Consider the following 2,321-nt stretch of genomic DNA (forward strand, 5'->3'; position numbering starts at 1 on the left):
TAGACCTCGACCTAATATTATCTCAAGACCAAAAGTCTTTCTAGTTAAGGAATCTACCCGAATAAAAATTATTTTAATTGCCTCATATTTTTTCAGTGAAATTGAATTAGCAACGATAGATATACATTTCAGTTATCGAACTACTTAATTAGTACACAAGCTAAAAGCAAGCTGTGACTGGGTTATAATTTTTGAAGATGTCTATTATTCCCCCTGTAATTTTTCGGGCTGTGTATATGGTCACGATCCAATGACGACTAAGAGCAGATTGGGAAACCACCACCACAATTAAAAATCGTCCCGTCCGAATCGTTGAAAACCACTTAGAAAATAACAACGCCTTTTCATCGCGATCGCTAGAACGGATTAAATCTGGATCGGCTAAAGTCTGGGCTAATTGCTCCTCATCCAGTGCGATCGCCCTCTTCTTGTTAATTAAACTTTAAAACCGCGATCGTCTAAAATTGAGGTTTAATATAATCGTCCCAAACTTTAAGTAGATGGACAGCATCTTCATTTGAAATCCTTCCCAATTTAGCAAGCAGTAAGTTTTTTTTCCAAGCAATCAAGACGGGATAAACGTACAGTAGAGGGAACCCTCAAACCACTATTGGCCCAATCTTTTAATAATATGTCTGTTTGTGTTCGGGGCATTGCTGAGGTCACTGCCGTTACAATAACGTCATCTCCATCAACCCAAAGAATCAACACAGGTCTTTTTTTTGATGATGTACCATCAGTAAATAGAATTTTGGCAACCCAGAACTCACCTCCTTTAATAATCGTCATATAAACCTTCGTCTTCTGGGGCATAACTATTCAAAAAAGAAGAATGAAGGCGATCGCTAACTAAGGTTTTGGGCTGAATAGTAATCACCCACTTCCCTTTACCAATTCCTTGCACAATAGAACTGGGAAGATTGAGTTGCTCCCCTTCTTCAATTTCTACTTCAAAAGCTAATTTTAATAACTGATTTTTCATAAAGCAAAAGCACCTATAATATTGGAGATATTAGCACAGCGCGTAGAAGCATCAGCGATCGCCATCATCAAAAGTGAAAATGACTCGGCTTTGCAATAAAGCATAAGCTAACTGTTCCTCATCAGAAGCCCCAATCAGTCCTTCCTCTGAAGAGATTGTAACATCAATCCCTCACATTCTTAAACCTTTGGCGATCGCCTTAGAAACCCTTTCATCCAGTGCGATCACTATCTTCTTGTTAATTAAACTTTAAAACAGTGCGATCACCTACGCAAATCCGTCTTACGGTTGCTTGAACTATCAAAACAGATTAGAAAGGCGGTAACTGAAAATGACCAGCGACAATCCCCGGAACGGTAATATCCTCATCTAATTCTTCCCACCGTAGAGCATAGCCGTTGACTTCAACCTTAACCGCCGCCAATTGCTCATTCGTTGCTTGTTTCAAAATGCGGAAGCGATCACTAGGAAAACCGATAATACGTCCATCACTGAGTTCAACGTATATCATGCGTTCTTCTGCCCAGGCTCGAATGGCGGCAGGCTCAACAGTCATTATAGGATTAATGTTTGTGGAAATCACGATAAGCACTCCTTAAAAGGTCTTGATTTTTATAAACTAGCCTCTCTACTTCCCGTAGCTCATGGGAAGGAATACCACGATTGGAAGCTAAAATGATTATCGGTTCAAGCCAAAATTTACATTCACCATCAGGAGAACGTACATGAATATGTAGCGGTTCGGAACCTTCATCGGAATAGAAGTGAAACCGAAAATGTCCAATTCTAATGACCGTTGGCATTCAGTGAAATTCGTAATCATTGAGAGTTGCTGGTTCTTTATTATAGTCGGAAATTGTAGCGATCATTGTCGCACGCCAATCAGACCGATAAGGACTTTCAGAGCGCTCGCCAATCGCGTAGGGTGCAATTAACGCACCTTTTTATTTTTATTGGCTTATTATATGCGTTCTTTATCGAAAGCCTCAATTAATAGGCTCTTCTGGTTTCTGTGTGGAAACGAGGTCTATACTGATAGTTTATTTAACCAAATAGTCCTAAAAGTCTTTCCCAGTAAACATTTCACGATTTCATAAGCAAAAATTATCACACAAAGTCGAGAAGAGCCATTAATATCTATTCAGGAGACATTATAACATCAATCTCTCGCATCCTTAAACCTTTGTTGATCGCCTTAGAAATACGGCTCTTCGGTTTGTGTTATGCAATGGACGGGGGTTATAAGGGATGGAACCCTTATAGAGAAAGGCATTTAGCGATTTTTGTCAATTGTTTTTTATCTAGAGCGAACTAATCAATTAAGTCTCTTGCCAGATAA

Annotated in this window: 4 protein-coding genes; all 4 read right to left on the reverse strand. The window is 39.3% G+C overall.

What is annotated here, in order from left to right; genetic code table 11:
- Nucleotides 1-534: 534 nt before the first annotated feature.
- Nucleotides 535-789, reverse strand: coding sequence for a type II toxin-antitoxin system PemK/MazF family toxin (locus tag PX482_RS13090; protein ID WP_223213016.1), 255 nt, complete (start codon nucleotides 787-789; stop codon nucleotides 535-537).
- Nucleotides 776-982, reverse strand: a complete 207-nt coding sequence (locus PX482_RS13095; RefSeq protein ID WP_002760310.1) for a hypothetical protein — start codon at nucleotides 980-982, stop codon at nucleotides 776-778. Before PX482_RS13095 ends, PX482_RS13090 begins: the two co-directional genes overlap by 14 nt.
- Before the next feature lie 310 nt (nucleotides 983-1,292).
- Nucleotides 1,293-1,538, reverse strand: coding sequence for a DUF2442 domain-containing protein (locus tag PX482_RS13100; protein WP_043997139.1), 246 nt, complete (start codon nucleotides 1,536-1,538; stop codon nucleotides 1,293-1,295).
- A gap of 7 nt (nucleotides 1,539-1,545) precedes the next feature.
- Entirely contained in the window at nucleotides 1,546-1,785 is a 240-nt protein-coding gene (locus PX482_RS13105) for a DUF4160 domain-containing protein (protein ID WP_002760312.1), read from the reverse strand.
- Nucleotides 1,786-2,321: the final 536 nt, after the last annotated feature.

The sequence above is a fragment of the Microcystis sp. M53602_WE12 genome, from assembly GCF_030065455.1.
GTDB classification, from domain to species: domain Bacteria; phylum Cyanobacteriota; class Cyanobacteriia; order Cyanobacteriales; family Microcystaceae; genus Microcystis; species Microcystis aeruginosa.

What these genes read in the sequence shown, in the direction of transcription:
- PX482_RS13090 (WP_223213016.1), bottom strand. Translation starts at nt 789, where the DNA reads ATGACGATTATTAAAGGAGGTGAGTTCTGGGTTGCCAAAATTCTATTT.
- PX482_RS13095 (WP_002760310.1), bottom strand. Translation starts at nt 982, where the DNA reads ATGAAAAATCAGTTATTAAAATTAGCTTTTGAAGTAGAAATTGAAGAA.
- PX482_RS13100 (WP_043997139.1), bottom strand. Translation starts at nt 1,538, where the DNA reads ATGACTGTTGAGCCTGCCGCCATTCGAGCCTGGGCAGAAGAACGCATG.
- PX482_RS13105 (WP_002760312.1), bottom strand. Translation starts at nt 1,785, where the DNA reads ATGCCAACGGTCATTAGAATTGGACATTTTCGGTTTCACTTCTATTCC.